General features: G+C 59.1%; 15 protein-coding genes. 6 read left to right on the top strand and 9 right to left on the bottom strand.

Features of this window, described 5'->3' with window-relative positions; genetic code table 11:
- Positions 1-9 precede the first annotated feature (9 nt).
- The 3 genes from mqo to AC1DQM_RS07680 form a co-directional block, all read right to left on the bottom strand.
- Positions 10-1,650: a malate dehydrogenase (quinone) gene (mqo, locus tag AC1DQM_RS07670; protein ID WP_477745956.1), complete on the bottom strand. Its 1,641-nt coding sequence runs from the start codon at positions 1,648-1,650 to the stop codon at positions 10-12.
- 318 nt (positions 1,651-1,968) lie between these two features.
- On the bottom strand, positions 1,969-2,679 hold the full coding sequence (locus AC1DQM_RS07675) for a GNAT family N-acetyltransferase (RefSeq protein WP_138867168.1): 711 nt from the start codon (positions 2,677-2,679) through the stop codon (positions 1,969-1,971).
- A 77-nt stretch (positions 2,680-2,756) separates the two neighbouring features.
- Entirely contained in the window at positions 2,757-3,326 is a 570-nt protein-coding gene (locus AC1DQM_RS07680; RefSeq protein ID WP_064616936.1) for a YceI family protein, read from the bottom strand.
- Here AC1DQM_RS07680 and AC1DQM_RS07685 point away from each other — a divergent pair.
- The 3 genes from AC1DQM_RS07685 (at position 3,325) to AC1DQM_RS07695 (ending at position 5,575) form a co-directional block, all read left to right on the top strand.
- On the top strand, positions 3,325-4,197 hold the full coding sequence (locus AC1DQM_RS07685; RefSeq protein WP_245846272.1) for a DUF3885 domain-containing protein: 873 nt from the start codon (positions 3,325-3,327) through the stop codon (positions 4,195-4,197). The two genes, AC1DQM_RS07680 and AC1DQM_RS07685, sit on opposite strands and share 2 nt — an antisense overlap.
- Positions 4,198-4,284: 87 nt before the next feature.
- A complete protein-coding gene (locus tag AC1DQM_RS07690; RefSeq protein WP_018928174.1) occupies positions 4,285-4,656 on the top strand; it encodes a hypothetical protein in 372 nt (123 codons plus the stop codon).
- A gap of 157 nt (positions 4,657-4,813) precedes the next feature.
- Positions 4,814-5,575 (top strand): hypothetical protein, encoded by a 762-nt coding sequence (locus AC1DQM_RS07695; RefSeq protein WP_018928175.1) that lies wholly within the window; start codon positions 4,814-4,816, stop codon positions 5,573-5,575.
- A gap of 66 nt (positions 5,576-5,641) precedes the next feature.
- Here the strand turns inward: AC1DQM_RS07695 and AC1DQM_RS07700 are convergent, their stop codons facing one another.
- Entirely contained in the window at positions 5,642-6,973 is a 1,332-nt protein-coding gene (locus AC1DQM_RS07700) for an aminotransferase-like domain-containing protein (RefSeq protein WP_138867167.1), read from the bottom strand.
- 90 nt (positions 6,974-7,063) lie between these two features.
- On the opposite strand from AC1DQM_RS07700, the gene AC1DQM_RS07705 reads away from it, so the two are divergent.
- Positions 7,064-7,960: a DMT family transporter gene (locus AC1DQM_RS07705; protein ID WP_477745957.1), complete on the top strand. Its 897-nt coding sequence runs from the start codon at positions 7,064-7,066 to the stop codon at positions 7,958-7,960.
- Between the two features lie 70 nt (positions 7,961-8,030).
- Here the strand turns inward: AC1DQM_RS07705 and AC1DQM_RS07710 are convergent, their stop codons facing one another.
- The 3 genes from AC1DQM_RS07710 to AC1DQM_RS07720 all read right to left on the bottom strand — a co-directional run bounded on the left by AC1DQM_RS07710 (position 8,031) and on the right by AC1DQM_RS07720 (position 11,439).
- Positions 8,031-9,398: an MBL fold metallo-hydrolase RNA specificity domain-containing protein gene (locus tag AC1DQM_RS07710; RefSeq protein WP_477745958.1), complete on the bottom strand. Its 1,368-nt coding sequence runs from the start codon at positions 9,396-9,398 to the stop codon at positions 8,031-8,033.
- Between the two features lie 79 nt (positions 9,399-9,477).
- Positions 9,478-10,413, bottom strand: a complete 936-nt coding sequence (locus tag AC1DQM_RS07715) for a universal stress protein (RefSeq protein WP_477745959.1) — start codon at positions 10,411-10,413, stop codon at positions 9,478-9,480.
- Positions 10,414-10,518: 105 nt separating this feature from the next.
- A complete protein-coding gene (locus tag AC1DQM_RS07720) occupies positions 10,519-11,439 on the bottom strand; it encodes a universal stress protein (RefSeq protein ID WP_096480723.1) in 921 nt (306 codons plus the stop codon).
- 225 nt (positions 11,440-11,664) lie between these two features.
- On the opposite strand from AC1DQM_RS07720, the gene AC1DQM_RS07725 reads away from it, so the two are divergent.
- Positions 11,665-12,231, top strand: coding sequence for a GNAT family N-acetyltransferase (locus tag AC1DQM_RS07725; RefSeq protein WP_086945372.1), 567 nt, complete (start codon positions 11,665-11,667; stop codon positions 12,229-12,231).
- Positions 12,232-12,293: 62 nt separating this feature from the next.
- Here AC1DQM_RS07725 and AC1DQM_RS07730 read toward each other — a convergent pair whose 3' ends face one another.
- Positions 12,294-13,211, bottom strand: a complete 918-nt coding sequence (locus AC1DQM_RS07730) for a universal stress protein (protein WP_018928182.1) — start codon at positions 13,209-13,211, stop codon at positions 12,294-12,296.
- A 107-nt stretch (positions 13,212-13,318) separates the two neighbouring features.
- Positions 13,319-14,557 (bottom strand): MgtC/SapB family protein, encoded by a 1,239-nt coding sequence (locus AC1DQM_RS07735; protein WP_086945371.1) that lies wholly within the window; start codon positions 14,555-14,557, stop codon positions 13,319-13,321.
- A 261-nt stretch (positions 14,558-14,818) separates the two neighbouring features.
- Here AC1DQM_RS07735 and AC1DQM_RS07740 point away from each other — a divergent pair, with 261 nt between their 5' ends.
- Positions 14,819-15,739: a universal stress protein gene (locus AC1DQM_RS07740; protein ID WP_018928184.1), complete on the top strand. Its 921-nt coding sequence runs from the start codon at positions 14,819-14,821 to the stop codon at positions 15,737-15,739.
- The last annotated feature ends 12 nt before the right edge of the window (positions 15,740-15,751 follow it).

The following is a 15,751-nucleotide window of genomic DNA, read 5'->3' on the forward strand; positions in this document are numbered from 1 at the left end:
GGCCTCTAGTTACAGAGCCATATCCGTCGCAGCATTCTCTTTCACAGCCTTAGGCTTCTCAGCCGGAGCAGCAGGAGTCGCCACCTGACCAATCACCGGCGGCGGAGTCAGTTCCAGCACCTTGGCGGTGTAAGCCCACTCTTGAGCCACTTTCTCAGGGCTGCTGTTCAGCTGAGTGCCATAGCTAGGCACGATCTGGTGCAGTTTTTCCTGCCAGGCTGGGGTGGCAACCTTGTCCTTGAACACTTTCTGCAGCACGGTCAGCATGATCGGTGCGGCAGTCGATGCGCCTGGCGATGCGCCCAGCAGGCCGGCGATGGTGCCGTCAGCGGAAGCAACGATTTCGGTACCCAGCTTCAGCACGCCACCGGCGGCTTCATCACGCTTGATGATTTGCACGCGCTGGCCGGCTTGCCACAGGCGCCAGTCTTCGGCTTTGGCATTCGGGAAGTATTCTTTCAGGGCATTCATGCGGTCTTCGTCAGACAGCATCAGTTGTCCTGCCAGGTACTCGACCAGTGGGTATTCCTTGATGCCGACGCGGGTCATTGGCCACACGTTGTGCGTGGTGGTGGTGCTCAGCAGGTCCAGGTACGAGCCTTCTTTGAGGAACTTGGTGCTGAAGGTCGCGAATGGGCCAAACAGGATGACGCGTTTGCCGTCCAGGACACGGGTGTCCAGGTGCGGAACCGACATTGGCGGTGCGCCAACGGAGGCTTTGCCGTAGGCCTTGGCCAGGTGTTGTTCGGCGATGGCCGGGTTATCGGTGACCAGGAACGAGCCGCCAACCGGGAAGCCTGCGTATTCCTGAGCTTCAGGAATGCCGGACTTCTGCAGCAGGTGCAGTGCACCGCCGCCCGCGCCGATGAACACGAACTTGGCGTCGGTTTCGGTTTTGGTGCCGTCTTTCAGGTTTTTGTAGCTGACGCGCCAGCTGCCGTCCGCGTTCTTGGTGATGTCTTGCACTTCGCTAGACAACTTCAAGTCGAATTTCGGTGTGGTTTGCAGGTGCGCAACGAACTGGCGGGTGATCTCGCCAAAGTTCATGTCGGTGCCGATCGGGCTCCAGGTGGCCGCGACTTTCTGGTTCGGGTCACGCCCTTCCATCATCAGCGGAACCCACTTCTTGATCACAGCCGGGTCTTCGGAGTACTGCATGCCGGCGAACAGCGGGCTTGCTTGCAGGGCTTCGTAGCGCTTCTTCAGGAACTTGATGTTGTCATCGCCCCACACAAAGCTCATGTGCGGAGTGGAGTTGATGAACGAACGCGGGTTCTTCAGCACGCCTTGCTGAACCTGCCAGGCCCAGAATTGACGGGAGATCTGGAAGGCTTCGTTGATTTCAACGGCTTTCGCGATCTGGACGTTGCCCTTGTCGTCTTCCGGGGTGTAGTTCAGCTCGGCCAGGGCGGAGTGACCGGTACCGGCGTTGTTCCAGCCGTTGGAGCTTTCCTGGGCGACGCCGTCGAGGCGCTCGACCATTTCCATCGACAAGTCGGGTTCCAGCTCATTGAGCCATACACCCAGCGTTGCACTCATGATGCCGCCGCCAATGAGCAGCACATCGACTTTCTTTGCCTCCGCGTAAGCGGACGTGATCCCCATCGACAAAGCCAGCCCCAGCAGGGCTGTGTTCAGTTTCTTAAACATTTGTAGCACCTATGATAAACGCCATCCGCCTCCAACCCTCATTCATGAGCAACCCAGGTTCACGGGTACGCAGGCAGCGTGCCGCGGGTTTCTGCATTCAGAAAGATTTGAAGGTGGGCACACAAGGCCGACGTGTCTCCATCGACCTCAGTTATATGTCCCTCGTGCACTGACTTCTTATCATTATTGGCTCAGCTACTTGAGCGACATTGATTCTGTCGCACGTCCGTGGACGTACGAACCGAATAAGTCAAACCAAGTTAATGCGACAGAATATCACGCCTCGGCCAGCCTGCGCGCCCGAAAGGACTCGACAGTCTAGACGGGACGAGGCCCGTGCTCGGCGTTTTTGCTCAAACGATCCAGCACAAACGCCTTGGCGTTGCGCGTCATTTGGTCGAGATGCCGGTCGCGCTGCTTCTCTGCATCGATCATTGCCCGCTTGCCGTGTTTTTGCAGCAGATACGTATGTATCTGCCGCACCTCCAAAGAACTGTAGATCGAGGTGACATCCAACAGGCCCATCAGGCCCTCAGTGGCGTGATCCCGGGTGTTCATCAGCACCTGAGTGCCGCGCACGCCCAGTACCTGGAAGCCCATCGACTCGAACCAGGGCACCTTGGCGACGGTGCATGTCAACTCGGCATGGGGGTAGCGACCGAGCATGTCTTGCAGCATCGCCCGTGCGACACCCTGTCGCCGGTGACTGGCCTGCACCGCCATGTACGCCACGCCGCAGGCCTCGGGATCGTCCTTGACCGGCAGGTACAGCAAAAACCCGATGACCTTCTCGGGATCTTCATCATCCATGGCGACGATCAGCTCGACCGCAATGCCTTTGGCGCCGCCGAGCGCTTCCAGGTAGAGATGAACCTCATAACCCACCGCGTATTGATAGACGTTGTACAACGGGTTGCTCGGCGCGATGCCTACCATGCTGATGTCGGTCAGGTTGTCGACGACCATCTGCAGAATCTGGCTGTTGATGGGCTCCGGGCATGGAGTGGCAAAGTGGGTGAGCTGGGGCATTGCGTTTCTGACTCCGGGATAAGGCTTACTGAGCATCAGCCCCGCCATTGTCACAGATCGAGCCCCTCGCAGGAAAATCAACGCTGCGGCGCGACGATGCGGAAGCGGATGTCGATGTCGTTGGAGACCACCGTATCGGCCCACTCCCCCTCCCCGATCTTGAAGTCGCTGCGTTTGAGAATGATGTTGCCATCGAAAATCCCGATGGCCTGCTCCGGCTTCAACAGCACCTTCACCTGCAACTCGCGCGTCATGCCCCTGAGGTTAAGTTTGCCGGTGATCAGATAGCGTTGATTGCCCAGCGCTTTTACCCGAGTCGATTCAAAGGTCGCCACCGGATAATCTGCCGTGTTGAACCAGGCAGGCTTTTGCAGCTCGGTATTGGCATCGCTGCTGCCGGCGTCGATGCTGGCAAGGTCGATGGTCATCCTGGCGTGGGCCGCGGTGGGGTTTGCCGTGTCGAAATCGAGCGTGGCGTCGAATTTGCCGAAGGTGCCGTACACCCTGGAGCCGAACTGGTTATAGGTGAAGGAGATCTTGCTGGCGGTGGTGTTGACCCGGGTGTATTCAACGGCTTGGGCACAGGGCAAGACGCCGATCGTGAGGATGGCGAGCAATGCGGCTAAACGCGGGAATCGAAGAGACATGGAATTCTCCGGGTGGAATGCCCTTCAGGGATTGAAGTGCAGCACCCGTGTGGCTGCGATAGCTGGACTTAAGCAAATATTCGAGGGTTATTCCAGCCCAGCAGAGCCCCTGCTCCTCAAAAGCCCGGCCCCACGGGTCTTTGGACTCGCCGGAAAGCCCGATGTGCCTAAAGTTGTGCTCTTGGCCGCCGACTCCCTTTTACTAACTCCTCTTACGAAGGACCGTAAAGTAGTGAACCTACAGCGTGAAATTGACGAGGTTTACGAAAGAAAAGCCTTCGAACGGCCACTGTTCTATTCCTACCCGGGAGGTTTGCGATTCAGCCTTTCCGAAAAGGGAACTGCCATTGAACAGTTTCTCCTGGCGCTTCAAAAAGCACGGTGCATTTGCGAGGACATATTCTCCGAGGAAGGATCGCTCGTTGTCTGTCTTCGTGTTCGTTCCAGAGCAAATCCATTTGCACACCGACCTGTTCTAGCGGAGCTTCGGGCGGCCGGTATCAAGATCCCCTCGAATCATTCCCGATGGCTTAACCCCATTCATCCGGACAATTGGTTTAATGAACATGAAGAAGAGCATTGGGCAAATGTCGCCTTTCATGCCCCATTGTCGCTACTTCAGAACTTTCTATGGTGTGCATTGGCGAAGGACATTGGAGACATTCGGCCCCGCCCGTTTTGTGACATCTACTTTTTCAACCTGAACCTGCAGGTTATGGCATTTCCCTACGATGATCGCGGCATGGATGTCGTCGGACCGAACAGGACTGCCCTGGCGCAGCTGTATCAGAAACATCAGCGTTTTTTACTAACCCATGATCGACCAGTGATGGATGAGGTATTCGGAGTCCAGGAACCCCATTGTAGATAACGCTGACAGCGACGCCTGGACTCCAAAAAATTTGGGCTCGATGGGGCGTGAAACAACCCGAACTGCTCTTCGATAAAGGAAAGTGCAATGCCACCGCTGATATGGGACCCGTTTGACCTTTTCAACGTACTTGGGGTTGCTCCTTCTGAAGGAGAGTCCGGGATCTCGCACCAGTACATCGTCGAACAGGGCGCTGTCAGACTGCAATTGACCATTTGGCAATTTGATTGCGATGTTGAAGTCCAGCTGTGGGCGGCTCCGCTACCAAACCCAATAGTGCGGTACTCAATGCTCGATTGCCCGGGTATACGCGTCGTTAACGATAAACGTGGTCGTTTTTTAGAGTTCGCTGCGTCTAATACCTTCTCGGGTCGCTACGACGGCTATTCAGTCATTCCTTACGGTTTAAGACTCTGGATTGATCCGCAAATTTTTCTTGAGCCATTCACCTACTCGTGATAGGTGCTCCCACGTCTTTACCCAGCCTGCCATTACTGGATAATGGCCCCCTGCCACAACCAGGCTCTGACCTTGATTTCTCAAGGTTTTATATTGCTACAGCCTGACAGTCACCTTCAAGGACGGACGATCGGCTACGGAACAAGGAATCAGCACCGTGATATCCCAGCAAGACTCAGCAATACCGCTTACCCGCACTCAGAAATTCACCTCGTTGATCACCCGCGGCATGGCAGGCCTCAGCGTCGTGCTGGGCGCCATGTGGGCGTTAATCACCTATGCCGTGCCGGACCCGAGCGTGTTCGGTTTCAGCTTCATCAGCTGGAAAAACGTGGTCCTGCTGGTGAGTGCATTTATATTTCTGGGAGCCGTTTCAATTGGCTGGCAGATTCGTAATTTCACGCCGATGCTCCGCGGCGCGTTGCAGTTTTTCATGATCGCCGGCTTGTCTTTCGGCTTCTTCATCCTAGGCACCGAATACGCCAAGCCCTCTTTCGAGTTCGCCAAACTGCAAGCCAAAATAGTCGAAAACGAAGGCAACAACCTGCTCGGCAAACGCATGGAAGTGCTGGATAACATTCGCATCGAACTGGAGGGTTGCGAGAACATCGGCCGTCTGCCCACCTGCACTTTTGAACTGACCAATCTGAACGTAGACCGCAGCTTTCGCTTCGACGACGGCACCCGGCTATTCGACGAGTCTGGCGGTCCACTGAAGTTCGAGTCGATCCGGGTGGGCCAGGTCGAGGACAACGCCTGGCTGCGCTTTCAGCTGATTCGCAACGTACCTACACGCGTTACGCTGATCTTCCAGCAGAGCAACAGCAAACTCAGCAAAACACCAGCGATCAAGTTGGTGTTTCGAGATGGGAATGATGAGACGCTTACCGTCAAATTCAGTGAGATTGTAATGCGCTAGTTGTTGGAATAAAGGCTCTCTACCGACCACTACGGCGTAGGCACATACTCTTCGGTAATAACGAGACTATGTATAAGCCCCAACCACCCACTTCACTTTCTCCAGCGCCTCCCTGAGCGCCCCCATCTCCACGGAGCCCAGCGCCAGGCGAAACGCATGTGGAACGTTGGCCGATGTGGCAAACGGTTCGGCGGTTGAAACCGAGACGTTTTCCCGCATCAACGCCATGGCGATCTGGTCGGCCCGTGCGTCTTCCGACAATGGCAGCCAAAGAAAATACGACGAGGGGTGGCGAATACAGCGCAGCCCCGCCAGTACCTCGCCGGCCACGATTTGCCGGGCCTGCGCGTCCCGGCGCTTTTCGGCTTCCAGTTGCATGACGGTGCCGTCGTCAAGCCAGGTGGTGGCAATCGCCGTCATCACACCCGGGGTATTCCAGGTGGTCGCTTTGATTGTGCGCTCCAGCGCGGGCACGTTCTGCAGGGGGGCGGCGACGAAGCCGACGCGCAGTCCGGTGGCCACGCTTTTGGAGAGCCCTGACACATAAATCGTCCTCTCGGGGGCGAGTACCGCCAGCGGCGCGGGTGGATTTTCGGCGAGGAAGGCGTAAGCGGCGTCTTCTATGATCAGCAGCCCATGCTGGCGCGCAATCGTCACCAGGTATTCCCTTTGCTCGGCACTCATCACCCAGCCCAGCGGATTGTGCAGGGTCGGCATCGTGTACACGGCCCGCACGCGTCGATGCCGGCACAGGCTTTCCAGCGCTTGCAGATCAGGCCCGTGATCGAGCACCGGAATGGGCACGATTTCAAGGTGCAGCGTGTCGGCCAGGGCCTTGAACCCCGGGTAGGTCAACGCGTCCGCGGCAATCACGTCACCGGGTTGCAACAGCGCCATCATCGTCACCGCCAGCCCTTGCTGGGCGCCGGTGACGATCAGCACTTGCTCAGCCTCGACCGTCAGCCCTCGAACGCGCAGATGGCGCGCCACAGCGGCGCGCTCATGGGGTCGCCCGGCGTGTGGCTGGTAGCGCAGCAACGCTTCCAGATCACCTGCCGAGGCGAGCTGACGCAGGGCATTGCGCAACAATTCGGCCTGCCCGGGAAGCGCCGGATAGTTGAAGTTCAGGTCGGTCATGCCGGCGGCAACGCTGTGTTGATCGATAGCCTGGTTGGGCGACCATGAGGTTTCCCTGACGAACGTCCCCCGCCCCGTCTCCCCGCTGACCAGGCCCATGGCTTCCAGCTCCGCATAGACCCGGCTAGCCGTCACCAGGGCCAGGCCTTCCGTGGTCGCCAACTGACGGTGAGTCGGCAAGCGTGTGCCCGGCAACAGGCGCCCTGAACGAATATCCGCGGCAAACGTATCCACCAGTGATTTGTAGCGGGAACGAGGCATGAGCAGATGTATCCATGACAATATTTTGATTGTATTGAGTTTCGTCCATACGATGCCTTCCATGCAACCTGAGCATGAAGGGGATCCAGAATGGAACGCACATCGAACCTGCAACAGCACACCACGGAAAGGACCGCGAGCGGATGGCTCAACGGGTTCATTGGCGTGCTCATCTTCAGCGGCTCGCTGCCGGCGACACGGGTGGCCGTTCTACAGTTCGACCCGGTCTTCCTGACGGTTGCCCGGGCCAGTATCGCTGCCATTGTGGCGCTGTGTTTGCTGTTGCTGTTCAAGGAAAAACGCCCGGCCAGGCATCAGTTGCTCTCCCTGGCCATCGTGGCCCTGGGCGTTGTATTAGGGTTTCCGCTGTTGACCGCACTGGCGCTGCAATATGTAACGTCTGCGCACTCCATCGTCTTCGTTGGCCTGTTGCCGCTCGCCACCGCAGCGTTCGGGGTCTGGCGCGGCGGCGAGCGGCCCCGGCCGGTGTTCTGGTTCTTCTCGGTGCTGGGCAGCCTGCTGGTGGTGGGGTTTGCCGTCTCCCAAGGCCTGACGGCCTCTCCTGCAGGAGACATTCTGATGTTGCTGGCGATCCTGGCGTGTGGGTTGGGCTATGCCGAAGGTGCGAAGCTTTCCAAGACTCTGGGAGGCTGGCAGGTGATTTCCTGGGCGCTGGTGCTGTCGCTGCCCGTCATGGCGCCGTTGACCTGGTTGCTGGCCCCGCCTTCGCTCTCGGCAATTACCCCGCCTGCGTGGTTGAGCCTGGCTTACGTCTCGCTGTTCAGCATGTTGATTGGCTTTGTGTTCTGGTACCGCGGGCTGGCTCAGGGCGGGATTGCCGCCGTCGGCCAGCTTCAGTTGCTGCAGCCGTTTTTCGGCTTGGCACTGGCTGCCACGTTGCTGCATGAGCAGGTCAGCCTTGCCATGCTGGGGGTGACCGTGGCGGTGATTCTTTGCGTGGCCGGGGCACGAAAGTTCTCGAAATAGACGGCTCGCGTGGCGAAACGAATCGGCCAGGGGCTTTTTTTAGAGCCCCTTTTCTATAGTGGCCAGAGCACTAAAGAGGCCCCGTCAGCTCCACGCTGTCGCGGTACTCCGGCACCGAGACCGACCAGCCCAGCTCCAGGCTGATGCGCCGGCGCAATACATCCGAGGCATTGGGTTCGCCATGTACCACATAGGTGTGTTTCGGTGGCCGCTTGAAGCCGCGCAGCCACAGCATGATTTCATCGCAGTCGGCGTGTGCGGACAGGGTTTCCATCGGCACCACTTCGGCGCGGATCGGCACGTCCTTGCCGTGAATACGTACCGACGGGGCGCCTGCGATGATCTGCGCGCCGCGGGTGCCGCCCGCCTGAAAGCCCGGCACCAGCAGCGTATTGAGTGGGTTGGGCGCCAGCGCCTTGAGGTGGTGCAGCACCCGCCCGCCAGTGGCCATGCCGCTGGCGGCGATGATCACCGCGGGTGTGCGCTGCTGGTCCAGCTCGATGGAATCTCTGGTTGAGCGCACAAAACGCGTGACACGGCACATGCCTTCGCACTCTTCCAGGGACAACCGGTGTTCACTGCGAAAGCGCTGGTACAAGCGCGTGACGTCGGTGGCCATGGGGCTGTTGAGGTAGATCGGCAGGTCGGGAATCGCGCGTTTTTGTTGCAAGCGATACAGGTGATACATCAGCAACTGCGCGCGACCGACCGCGAACGATGGCACCAGCGTGATACCATGGCGCAGCGCGGCACGGGTGATGACCTCGGCCAGTTGATCCTCCGGGGGCTCGTCGGGATGCCGACGGTCACCATAGGTCGACTCCACCAGCAGATAATCGGCCTGCTCGATCGTCTCCGGGGCAAACATCAATGGATCGTTCGGCCGCCCCAGATCCCCGGAAAACACCAGGGTCATGCCATCGGCGACGACTTCCACGGTCGCTGCGCCCAGAATATGCCCGGCACCGCGCAACAGAATGCTCATCCCCGGGACAATGTCGACCCGGTGGTGCAACTGCACCGGCCGCAGCAATTTCAATGCCCGCTCGGCGTCTTGCTCGGTGTACAGCGGCAAGGCCGGAGAGTGTTTGGAGAAGCCGTGGCGATTGGCGAACTCGGCCTCTTCTTCCTGCAAGCGGCCGCTGTCGCACAGCAGGATTTTCACCAGTTCACAGGTGGCTGGCGTCGCATACACCGGGCCGCGATAACCGTTGCGCACCAACACCGGCAGGTAGCCGCTGTGATCCAGATGAGCGTGGGTCAGCACAATGGCTTCGAGGTCGCGAACCGGCAACTGGAACGGGTCCCAGTTGTGCAAGCGCAGTTGTTTATAGCCCTGGAACAGACCGCAATCGATCAGCACATGCTGGTCGCGATGTTCCAGCAAATACTTGCTACCCGTGACCGTGCCCGCAGCACCGAGAAATGTCATTCGCATGGCCGTTTCCTTGAGCATTCATGGAGCACTATTGATCGCTCCTTTGCGCTTGTGGGCAGTTGATTTTTATCAATCTAGGTCACACTGGTTCATATTCTCTGTCGAGCCGCGGCAATGGCTTGATGATCGTCAGGCTGCAAGGCGACCGGTTCAATACGCTTTCCGCCGTACTGCCGATGAACATATCGATCCCGCGATGGTAGGTCGTTCCCAGCACCACCATGTCGAAGGCATGTTGTTGCGCGAAATGGGCAATGACCTTGGGAGGGATGCCTGGCAGCAGATGGCGCCGTTGTTTCTCGACTCCGTAGCGTTCGGCAAGCGCTTCAAAGGCCTCCAACTGGGCATCGTTGACCACGTCTCCCAAACTGCCATCGAGAGTCGCCGTCGGCACATTCACTTGCGCCTCGCCCAGCTCCGACCAGCCGCTGACATTGAGCAGGTGCAAGGTGGCGCCGCAGGGTTCGGCCAGGCTCGAGGCCAAGTCGAGAATCCGGTCATTGAGCCCTTGGGTCAGTTCTTCCAGATGGGACAAATCGATGGTCGCCAGTATGCTCAACGGCTTGGGATTTGTGGCATCGATGACCAGGTGCAAGGGCGCTGGACAGTCGCGCAGCAACTGCCAGTCCAGCGGACGATGGAAGGCGCGATCGAGGGCTGATACGCGGTGGGTGTCCTTGATCACCAGGTCTGCATGAAAGTCATTCACGTACTCCAGCAGATGCGCCAGGGTTGGTCTGGCCCACACCACTTCAGTGCTCACTTGCACGCCTTCGCGTCGTTGAAACCGGGCTTGCTGCTCCAGCCATTGACGATGTACCTGCAAGTAACCCTCCCGCGCCTGGGCCATGGCGTCGTGGTCAAACAGGCCGGCCGCCGCCAGCGCCTGGACATAATCGAAAGCGACAATGTGCAGCATCGCACCGGTTGCACAGGCCAGGGCCCGCGCCCGATCGAACGCCGGGGTGCGGACCATTTCGGTCGGGGCAATCAATAGCAAACGTTGAATTTTCACCCTCACCCACCTCATCTGGATAGCTTCAGGTTGTGGCTCAAGTATCGGGGGGCTCTCGCCATGCGGCTCTGATTTTTATCAACTAATGGCCGGCCAGCGATCGGCTTACCGCGCGACGCTCGAACCCGGCTGCCTGACTGCCAGAATGCTGCCCGGTACCGAGTACAACGCCCGCTCGGTGTTGCTGCCAATCAACCGGTCGATCCCCACGCGATGGACAGTGCCCATCACCACCACATCCGCCAGGTATTGCTCGACAAACTCGCTGATCACCGGCACCGGCAGGCCCATGACAAAGTGCCGACGCTCGGGAGGAACACCGTAGCGATCCGCCAGGGTGATAAACGCCCGGTGCAGGGATTCGCGCAACTCCTCGACGAAGTCCATGCCCCAGCCACCGGCGATCAGCGGCGCATCACCATTGAACGCCGGCGACAAGTCATAGGCGTACAGCAGGTGCAGCGGTGCATCGCATTGCAGCGCCAGTGCGTTGGCCGTCTGGATGATGGTGTCGTTCAGGCCACTGATTTGCGTCGCCGGATCGAACGGGTCCACGGCGGCCACGACCCGGTGCGGCAACCCGTAACGGACCTGATTGACCAGGTGCACGGGGATCGTGCATTCGCGCAGCAGATGGCAATCGAGCGGAGTGATGAACACCCGTTTGAGCGCCGGTTCCAGGGTGACATCCTTGATCAGCAGGTCGGGCTTGAGGTCTTCGACTGCCTTCAAAATGTCCAGCAACGGATGGGTGGTGAAGACCGCTTCAACCGTCACGTCCACGCCCTGCCCGCTGAGCCGCTCGACCTCGTCGGCCACCCAACGATGACAGTGGCGCAGATAACGCTGATACCCCGCCTCGTCGATTTTTTCTTCCCATAAATGAACAATCGGTGCCGGATCGACAAAGGCCCGCACATCCAGCGCGGCCCCGCTCGCCTTGGCCAGCGCGACGGCCCGGAGCAAGGCAGGAGACTGATGCAGGGTCCGGTCGGCGATCAGTAACAAACGTTGATATTGCCCCATCTCACACCTCCGCTCGAAACCGGTCCCTTACCCGCCGGCATGGGCCAAGACTGCGCCCGTTGCCCCCTCCCCGAGGTTGATTTACATCAAATACCCGCAAATGAATGCCCTCGTGACGGGTGTCTGATCCAGATCAGATTCAAGGGCTGCCAGTGGCGTAGAAAGGAATCAACCGCGTGATGGGTGAATACGCACCGACCTTTCAAACAAGATGGAGGATCATCCATGCTCACTGTCAAAGACCATAATGATCGGGCCGCGGCCGCCTATGCCGCAGTCCCCGGAAAATACTGGATCGAAGCGCTCAAGGACGGCCGCCATGTGCTGATCCGGCCACTGCTGGAAAAGGACCGCGAACTTGAATACGCCTTCATCAAGCGCCTGTCGCCCGAGTCCCGGCACATGCGTTTTCTCGCGCAGATCAACGAGCCCGGCGCCGCCATGCTCGATCAGTTGATGGACACCGATAACAAACAGCGCATGGCTTACATTGCGCTGGTTCACGAAAACGGCAAATTGATCGAAATCGGCATCAGCCGCTACGCCGCCACGTCGGAACATGAGTGTGAGTGCGCGGTGACAGTCGCCGATGAATGGCAGCATCTGGGCCTCGGCACCGCCTTGATGGAGCATCTGATCAAGGCCGCCCGCAGAAACGGCTTTAATCAGATGTATTCGATCGATGCTGCAAGCAATACCCCCATGCGCGACCTGGCCAAAGCCATGGGTTTCGAGCGGCACAATGACCCCAACGACAGTCGTCAGGTCATCCATCGTCTGTACATGTCATAAAAGCCGATTGCCCCACGACGTACCGGCCAACGGTCCGCCGTGGGGCAAGTCTACGTTCAGGGTTACAACGACCTGTCGGGTTTGATCGCCAGCACACTGCAAGGGGCCCGGTGCAAGAGCTGTTCGGCAGTGGTCCCCAATAGCTTGTTCAACCCCGAGTGCTGCACCGTCCCCATCACAATGACATCGGTGTGATGGTCCTCGACGAACTTGCAAATACTCGGCACTGGCGCACCTTCGATGAAGTGCCGACGCTGCGACGGCACGCCGTGACGCTCGGCCAGTGCCGTGAACGCCTGGTGTTGCGCCGTGCCCATGGCTTCATAAAGACCGGAGGCCAACGGGAGTGCGCCAACGCCCATGTCCAGGGCATACACGGCTGTCCAGTCATACGCATGCACCAACTCGATCTGCGCCTCACACTGTTCAGCCAGCTTGGTGGCGGCGTCGATAATCTGGTCATTGAACACCAGGTCCTGCTCTTCGCTGCGCAGCACATCGACGATGGCCAGCACGTTACGTGGCCGCGCGTTCCGGGCGTTGGTCACCAGATGCACCGGCACCGGGCAATCGCGCAACAACTGCCAATCCAGCGGGGTGAAAAACACCCGTTTCAACGCCGACTCTTCCTGGGCATCCTTGATGATCAGACTCAGCGACATCTCGTTGACGAATTGCAGGATCTCCTCGTAAGGGTGCTGTACCCACACCACCTCGCTGGTGACCTCGACGCCGTGTTTGCTTATCAAATGGGCTTGCTCGGCAAGCCATTGCCGATGGGTTTGCAAATAGCCTTCCCGGGCCTGGGCAATTTGCTCGGGGGCGAACAGGCCGGCGACGGCCAAGGCCTGCAAGTAATCGAATGCCACGATGTGCAGCGGCGATTGCATCGCGCGGGCCAACGCGGCGGCCCGGTCGAACGCCGGAGTACGGGTCATGGAATGGGGGGCGATCAACAGTAAACGCTGAGTCTGCGACATGGGACACCTCGGCACGCGGCCATCTCGATGCAATGAGTAGAACCCTAGAGTGATCGCGGCAGATTCGGGCGACTTGATCTTTGTCAGCTACAGCGCTCGGATGCCCGTTAATGCAGCAACATGCCCACCCACATCGCCAACGTCAGCAAGACCTGGCCGGGAATGACATACGCGGCGAACCGTCGCCCACCGCTGACCCAGGCCACCAGGCATTTGCTCAGGGAGTTACTGCTGATGGCAACCAGCGTGGGCCCGGCAATGGCGTCGAACGGCAACAGTCCGGCCTTGGCCAGGGCGCCAATGGACGCCGTCGAAGAATGGGCATCGGCGAAACCGGTGAGCGTCGTCGTGACCATCACGCCCACTTCGCCAAAGTGATTGAGCACCATCGAAGACACAAAGGTAACGCCGGTCATGGTCAGTGCGATGACCAACGCCAGCTTGAGGTTGAACGCACCGCCGACCTTGACCGGCTGATTGTCGCCACTCGCAGGTTTGGGCAACATCAGGCTCAAGCCATACAGCGCCGTGGCGGCGGCACCCAACAACAGCGGCCCCCACATGTAGCGCAATAGACCGATGTCGACCGCCCCCAGGATCAGACCGACCTGAATGATGGTCGCCAGGTTGGACAGCATCGCTGCCGCACTCAAGACTTTGATGTTGCCCGGCTCCTTGGCGACAAGGTGCCCCATCGCGGCGATGGTCGCGATGCTGGAAGCAAACCCGGAGGCGATGGCGCTGACCACATAGCCGTAACGGGCACCCAGGGTACGAACGGCAATATGCCCGACCGCCCCGACGGCCATCAGCAACACCGTCAGGGTGCAAATGGTGCGCAGATTGATGGCGGCATAGGGGCCGATAAAGCGATCCGGCGCCAATGGCAACACCACCAGGGCAGCGACCAACAGCACCAGACCGTCGCGCATCTCCCTTTCAGTCAATTGGCTGCGCGCAAAATGATGCAGTTTCTGGCGATACGTCAGCAGCCCCGCCACCACCACGCCGATGGCGATGGCCAGTTCGGGCGCGCTGTTACACAACGCCCCCAGTGCCAATACCGTGAATAACGCCACTTCACTGGTGACACCAGGGTCAGTGCCCAGGCTTCGCCAGTAAGCCACAGTGACCAGCAAGGCCACCGAAACCGCCATGATGCCCACCAGCAAACCACCACCGATTTGCATCGCCACATAACCCAGCAACGCGGTGATCGCGAACGTACGCAATCCGGCACAGGCGCGACTGTCCCCCCGCCCCTTGTGCCGTTCACGTTCAAGGCCGACGAGCATGCCGATCCCCAGCGCAGCTGCCGCCCCTGTCAGGCCCAAGGTTTCGTTCATATGACTCCTGTCCGGGTATAAGCCACAACCCCAAGACTGCACCGGCATGACGCAGGAGAGATTGATAGTGGTCAATGTTTTATAGATGGACCTGGCGCCCCCCGCCACACGTCGGGCAGCAAGCTGGATCACTCGCCAGATTGATAAAGATCAATCCCGGCCCCCCGGTCAGCGGCAGGATAAAAGCCAGAGGACCACTGCCCAAACGCAGGGGTGCCAGTGAGTACAGGAATATCTACGATTATTGACGGGAGTTTGGTCATGTCTGAGCAATCACGCTTCATGCTGGTCGTCTCGCCCCTGATGGAAAACAGCCCCGCGTTCGACCGCGCCGCTGCATTGGCCAAGGCCTCGGGCGCGGCCCTGCATATCGTCGCCTTCGATTACCTGCAAGGGCTGGCAACGGCGAGCATGGTCAACGAACAAGCGCTGGAGGAGATGCGGCTGGGGTATGTCGAGCGCCATCGGCAATGGCTCGAAGAACAGGCCCGCCCCTTGCGTAAAATCGGGGTGCCCGTCACCACGGAGGTGATCTGGGTTGAACGACCTTTGCAGGAAATCCTCATTCATCTCAAAGAACAGCCGATGGCGGTACTGATCAAGGCACTGGAATACGAGTCGCTGCTGTCACGCATCATGTTCACGCCCCTGGATATCCATTTGCTGCGCGAATGCCCGGTACCGCTGCATTTTGTCAGCCACGTGAAGCACGCGCTGCCGCGCAAAATCGTCGCCGCGGTCGATCCCTTCCATAGCAATACCCAGTACAAGGATTTCAACGACAGGATTTTGCGCGAGGCCTCGAAACTGGCCAGCACCTGTAACGCTCAGCTCGACGTGATCTACGCCCACGATCTTTCATCCCTCAGTGCGGACGAGTTCGATTTCGACAGTAGCTCAGCGCTGTTTTCCCCAGGCAAAGCCAAGACACTGTTTGATGCTCAGGCCGATGCCTTCCGTGAACTGGCCGAGCGCAATGGTATTGCGCCAGAGCAACAGCACATGATCATGGGCAACCCGACCAAGGTTCTTACCCAATACGCCGATGCCTACGACATCGACGTGCTTGTCATGGGCCGGGTCGGCCACCGGGGCGTGGGTCGACTGGTGGGCAGCACGGTGGAGCATCTGCTGTACAAAATGCCGTGCAGTGTCTGGGTGGTTTCACCTGAGGAACTGTAGAGGGCTGTTTCG

It is taken from the genome of Pseudomonas sp. 01L34 (assembly GCF_056400265.1).

Bases quoted from the DNA above. Each gene is read 5' to 3' on its own strand.
- mqo (WP_477745956.1), bottom strand. From the start codon at position 1,650: ATGTTTAAGAAACTGAACACAGCCCTGCTGGGGCTGGCTTTGTCGATG.
- AC1DQM_RS07710 (WP_477745958.1), bottom strand. From the start codon at position 9,398: ATGCGAATGACATTTCTCGGTGCTGCGGGCACGGTCACGGGTAGCAAG.
- AC1DQM_RS07735 (WP_086945371.1), bottom strand. From the start codon at position 14,557: ATGAACGAAACCTTGGGCCTGACAGGGGCGGCAGCTGCGCTGGGGATC.
- AC1DQM_RS07685 (WP_245846272.1), top strand. From the start codon at position 3,325: ATGGAATTCTCCGGGTGGAATGCCCTTCAGGGATTGAAGTGCAGCACC.
- AC1DQM_RS07730 (WP_018928182.1), bottom strand. From the start codon at position 13,211: ATGTCGCAGACTCAGCGTTTACTGTTGATCGCCCCCCATTCCATGACC.
- AC1DQM_RS07700 (WP_138867167.1), bottom strand. From the start codon at position 6,973: ATGCCTCGTTCCCGCTACAAATCACTGGTGGATACGTTTGCCGCGGAT.
- AC1DQM_RS07725 (WP_086945372.1), top strand. From the start codon at position 11,665: ATGCTCACTGTCAAAGACCATAATGATCGGGCCGCGGCCGCCTATGCC.
- AC1DQM_RS07690 (WP_018928174.1), top strand. From the start codon at position 4,285: ATGCCACCGCTGATATGGGACCCGTTTGACCTTTTCAACGTACTTGGG.
- AC1DQM_RS07720 (WP_096480723.1), bottom strand. From the start codon at position 11,439: ATGGGGCAATATCAACGTTTGTTACTGATCGCCGACCGGACCCTGCAT.
- AC1DQM_RS07740 (WP_018928184.1), top strand. From the start codon at position 14,819: ATGTCTGAGCAATCACGCTTCATGCTGGTCGTCTCGCCCCTGATGGAA.
- AC1DQM_RS07675 (WP_138867168.1), bottom strand. From the start codon at position 2,679: ATGCCCCAGCTCACCCACTTTGCCACTCCATGCCCGGAGCCCATCAAC.
- AC1DQM_RS07680 (WP_064616936.1), bottom strand. From the start codon at position 3,326: ATGTCTCTTCGATTCCCGCGTTTAGCCGCATTGCTCGCCATCCTCACG.
- AC1DQM_RS07705 (WP_477745957.1), top strand. From the start codon at position 7,064: ATGGAACGCACATCGAACCTGCAACAGCACACCACGGAAAGGACCGCG.